Origin of the sequence: Herbaspirillum sp. B65 (assembly GCF_000333555.1) — a bacterium.
GTDB lineage: Bacteria > Pseudomonadota > Gammaproteobacteria > Burkholderiales > Burkholderiaceae_D > Herbaspirillum > Herbaspirillum rubrisubalbicans.
Map to the genome: position 1 here is coordinate 1 of NZ_BADI01000912.1, position 4381 is coordinate 4381.

General features: G+C 61.2%; 4 protein-coding genes and 1 pseudogene. 3 read left to right on the forward strand and 2 right to left on the reverse strand.

The window, feature by feature from the left end:
- The 3 genes and pseudogenes from fliP to fliR all read left to right on the forward strand — a co-directional run.
- Positions 1 to 374: pseudogene (gene fliP / locus I5W_RS21485) on the forward strand (flagellar type III secretion system pore protein FliP); the annotation flags it as partial.
- Between the two features lie 19 nt (positions 375 to 393).
- Positions 394 to 663, forward strand: a complete 270-nt coding sequence (fliQ, locus tag I5W_RS21490; protein WP_017450940.1) for a flagellar biosynthesis protein FliQ — start codon at positions 394 to 396, stop codon at positions 661 to 663.
- 39 nt (positions 664 to 702) lie between these two features.
- Positions 703 to 1506 (forward strand): flagellar biosynthetic protein FliR, encoded by an 804-nt coding sequence (gene fliR / locus I5W_RS21495; RefSeq protein ID WP_044530762.1) that lies wholly within the window; start codon positions 703 to 705, stop codon positions 1504 to 1506.
- Between the two features lie 197 nt (positions 1507 to 1703).
- Here the strand turns inward: fliR and flgL are convergent, their stop codons facing one another.
- On the reverse strand, positions 1704 to 2759 hold the full coding sequence (gene flgL / locus I5W_RS29150) for a flagellar hook-associated protein FlgL (RefSeq protein ID WP_252717164.1): 1056 nt from the start codon (positions 2757 to 2759) through the stop codon (positions 1704 to 1706).
- A 20-nt stretch (positions 2760 to 2779) separates the two neighbouring features.
- A partial coding sequence (locus tag I5W_RS21505) for a FlgK family flagellar hook-associated protein (protein ID WP_044530763.1) occupies positions 2780 to 4381 on the reverse strand: 1602 nt, incomplete at its 5' end.

Genomic DNA, 4381 nt, shown 5'->3' on the forward strand with positions numbered 1-4381 from the left:
CCAGATGATGGAAGCGCTGGACCAGGGGCGCAGCACCGCTCAAGGAATTCATGCTCAAGCAGACGCGCCAGTCGGACCTGGCACTGTATGTGAAGCTGTCTCACGGCCCCGCCCTGCAAGGCCCGGAGGACGTGCCTTTGCGCCTGCTGGTACCGGCCTTCGTCACCAGCGAACTGAAGACTTCTTTCCAGATCGGCTTTGCCATCTTCATCCCCTTCCTCATCATCGACATGGTGGTGGCCAGTATCCTGATGTCCATGGGCATGATGATGATGTCTCCGGCCATTGTCTCGCTCCCCTTCAAGCTGATGCTCTTCGTGCTGGTGGATGGATGGCAGTTGCTCATCGGCTCCCTGGCCCAGAGTTTCTACTAGTCAAAGGCAAGGACCCGCTATGACTCCCGAAAGCGTCATGACCATGGGCCGCCAGGCCATGGAAGTTACTCTCCTGATCGCCGCTCCCATGTTGATCACAGCCCTGCTCATCGGGCTGGTGGTGAGCATCTTCCAGGCCGCGACCCAGATCAATGAACAGACCCTGGCCTTCATCCCCAAGCTGGTGGGCGTGTTCCTGGCCCTGATCATCGCCGGGCCGTGGATGCTGACCATCATCCTCGACTACATGCGTACCATGTTCAGCGGCATCCCCGCCATGGTCCAGTAAGCCGCACGCGGGGCGTTTCGCCCGGCGGCTTTTCGATTCATGCTCACCTTCTCCAGCCAGCAGCTCTACGCTTGGGTCGCCATGTTCATCTGGCCGACCACCCGCATTCTCGGGCTGCTGTCCATTGCCCCTCCCTTCGGTAGCGCCAGCGTTCCGATGCTGGTGAAGGTCTTGCTGGGCATTGCCATCGGTGCGGTGCTGGCACCGGACGTGCCGGTGCCACCGGCGATCGATCCGATGTCGATGACGGGCTTGTTGATCCTGCTGCAGCAGTTGTTGATCGGCCTGTCCATGGGCTTTGCCATGCGCGTAGTGTTTGCCGCCGTGGAAGCTGCCGGTGAATTGACCAGTTCCACCATGGGCCTGTCGTTTGCCGCCTTCTTCGACCCCCAGACCCAGGGGCGCACGGCGGCCATCAGCCAGGTCTTTTCGCTGCTGGCTACCATGGTCTTCCTGAGTCTGAACGGCCACCTGATGTTGCTGCAGGTGATGGCCGAGAGCTTCCATACCCTGCCCATCACCGGCGTTCCTGTCACCACCGAAGGCTTCCACCAGCTCGGCCTGTGGGGCACCAAGATCTTCAGCATGGGGGTGCAGTTGTCGCTGCCCTTGCTGATCGCCCTGCTCATCACCAACTTCGCCCTGGGTATCCTCACGCGTGCGGCGCCCCAGTTGAACCTGTTCGGAATCGGTTTTTCGATCACCATGCTGGCCGGCTTCGTCCTGATCGCCTTTACCCTGCCTTATATGCTCACGCCCCTGCAACGCTTCCTGGCCGATGGCATAGAAATGGTCCGCCTGCTGGGCAGCGTACCGCCGGTCAATGCCTTGCCCAAGCCTTGAGCAGCAAGCCGCCTTGCGCGCCATGGCGCTGCTGAACAAAAAGGCGAACCCGCGGGTTCGCCTTTTGGTTTCTGCGTCGGGTAGCGCTGCTGCCGCCAGGGCAGCAGTCATCGACCGGATTACTTCAGATAATTGAGCAGGGTCAGGCCGCTGGTGGTGACGAACACCTTTTGTGCTGCCGACAGATAGGTCTGCTTTCAGGTCAGGTCGCTGATGAGCTCACTGGTATCGGAGAGATTACGGCCCAGCAGGTTGTTGATGGTCTGGGTGTAGTTTTCATTGTTGACCAGACCGGCGGCATCGAGGTTATCCAGCTCGTTCTGGCGTGCACCGATGGACGCCTTGACCGTAGAGACGCTGCTGGAAATCGAATCGATCTGGGTATTGAACTGGGCCAGGCTGCGCGACAGAGCTGCCTGGCTGCCTACCACCGGGGTACGCGCGGCATCGGCGGCATCGGATTGCAGCTTGAGCGCGGCCGTGGCCGTGAACTGGGCCTGGTAGGTCGGATCGTCCGGCTTCAAGGCGTCCAGTGCAGCCTGGGCCGTCTTGTAGGCGGCAATCGGGGTCTGGCCGCTGCCTGCGGGATAGACGAAGGCATTGGCTGCAGCAGTGTCGGCATTGTTGGCCGCTTCGGTCACCGGCACCGACAGCACGTTGATCAGGTTGGTCATGGTCTTGAAGATATCCTGACCATTGCCCTGGAAGATGGCCTGGCCGGAAGCGCTGATATCCATCTGACGGGTCGAGTCCACCTGCAGCGTCATGGCGCCCTGGTCACCGTTGTAGACCACGCCACCGGTGCCATCCAGCGTAAAGGGCTGGGTGGAGCTCTTGAAACCGGCGAAGATGTAGTTGCCCTGCCCGTCCTGGGCATTGGCATAGCCCATCACTTCATTGAGGTTGCCCTTGATCTCGGCGGCCATGTTGATGCGCTCGGCATTGGAATACGAGGCATTGCCGGCGGTGATCACGTTGGACTTCAACTTGGTCAGCATGTTGGTCAAGCTGTCCAGGGTCCCCTGCACGGTCGCCAAGGCACTGTTGGCATTCTGGCGATTGGTCTTGTACTGGTCGTTCAGAGCCGAGGTCTGCACCATGTCCAGGGCGCGCGCGGCAGCCACCGGATCGTCCGAGGGCAGCAACACCTTCTGCTGCGCCGTCACCTGCTGGGTCAGCTTGAGGATCTGGCTCTGCATCGAGGTCATGTCATTGTTGCTCGATTGGTAGAGCATCTGGGTGCTAATACGCATGGTCGTCTTCCTTTAACTGATTAACTACCCAGGCTGAGCAGCGCATTGATCATGTCGCTGGCGGCCTGGATGATCTTGGCGGCCGCCTGGTATTGCTGCTGGTTGCGGATCATGTGGGCCAGTTCTTCATCCTGGTTGACCCCGGAGTCAGACTGCTGCTGGTTCTGGATCGCCGTCAGCCGTGTCTTCTCGGCAGTGTTGGTGACGTTGATCTCATTGGTCTTGTTACCGATGGTGGCCACCAGCTGCGAGTAAGAACCTTGGAAGCTGGTGCCATTGATGGTATTGGCCGTCTGCAGGTTGGCCATGGCCAACATGTTGCGGTTGTCCGAAGTGGCGTTGGTATTGGCGGCGATGGTGAACTGGTCACCATTGGCGGGCTGGCTGGAGATCTGGAACTTGACGCCACTGATCTCGTAGGTGTCGCCTGCGGTATAGGACAAGGTGCTGGCACCACCGGCGATGGCGGTGGTGGTGCCATCCTTGTGCGTGATGGTGCCGCCACCGGCCGGCACCGCCGGCGAGATGTTGAACACCGGGGGCGAGGCCGTGTTGTTGAAGGTCAACGTGGTCGGCTTGGTCAGCGGCGTGGTGGTGGTCAGGTAGGCGGGCGTGACCGAGCCGGCACTGATGGTGGCCGTCCCCTTGTTGGCGGCCACGGGGGCAAAGTTGAACTTGTCCGGTGCCGTGGTGCCGGGCGTGCCGGTCAGTGTGAAGCTCACGCCGCCACTGCTGATGGTCATGCCCGGCGTGTAATTGAAGGCCGCGCCGCCACTGGCAGTGCCGGTGGAGCCATCTGGATTGGTATAGGTGACCGTCGGCACCGGAGCAGCTCCGGTCCAGGCCGCCGACAGCTGCACCTGCGATCCGCTTACCGACGCGGTGAAGGACACCGAGGAGCCCTGCTGGAACTTGGTCGAATCCAGCGCCGTATTGGAAATGATGGCGTTGCCGGTGTTGGTGGCCGGCATACTGGCATTGACGTTGTTGGTGGCATTGGCCGCGGTGGAGATCGGCGCGGCCGAAGCCAGCAACTGGGTATTGTTCAGGGCCAGCGAGAAAGCCGCAGCGCCATTGGCGGTCGGCTGGATCTTGTAGATGTTGCCGCTGGGGATGCTGGGCGCGAACGGACCCGGCGCTGCCGCGCCATTGGAATAGGTCACGCCATCGAGCGTTACCGGGAAGTCGGTGGCCGCCTTGACGGTCTTGGTATTGTCCGACAGGCGCGTGAAGGTGTAGTTGGTGCCGTCGTAGGTCAACGTGTAGTCGCTGGTGGACAGCGAAGACGGATCGGTAATGACGGCCTTCAGGTCAGTCGTGCCGGTATTGGTCGGATAGCCGATCAGGTTGGGCGAACTGATGTTGAACATGTTGGTGCCGGGATTGCCATTCTGGTCCAGGCCCAGTTGCTGCTGCTGGTTGAAGGCCGTACCCATGGCAATGGCGATGCGTCCCAAGGCATTCTGGGTCGGGTCCAGGGTCTCGGTACGATAGCGCAACAAGCCGCCCAGGCTGCCGCCATCATAGAAGAAGCTATCTGGAATGGTCGCCGTGCCGCCCCCCGGCAGCACCTGCCCGACCTGCAGGCGCGACACGTCGGTGGGCGAATTGGTCACCGCCAG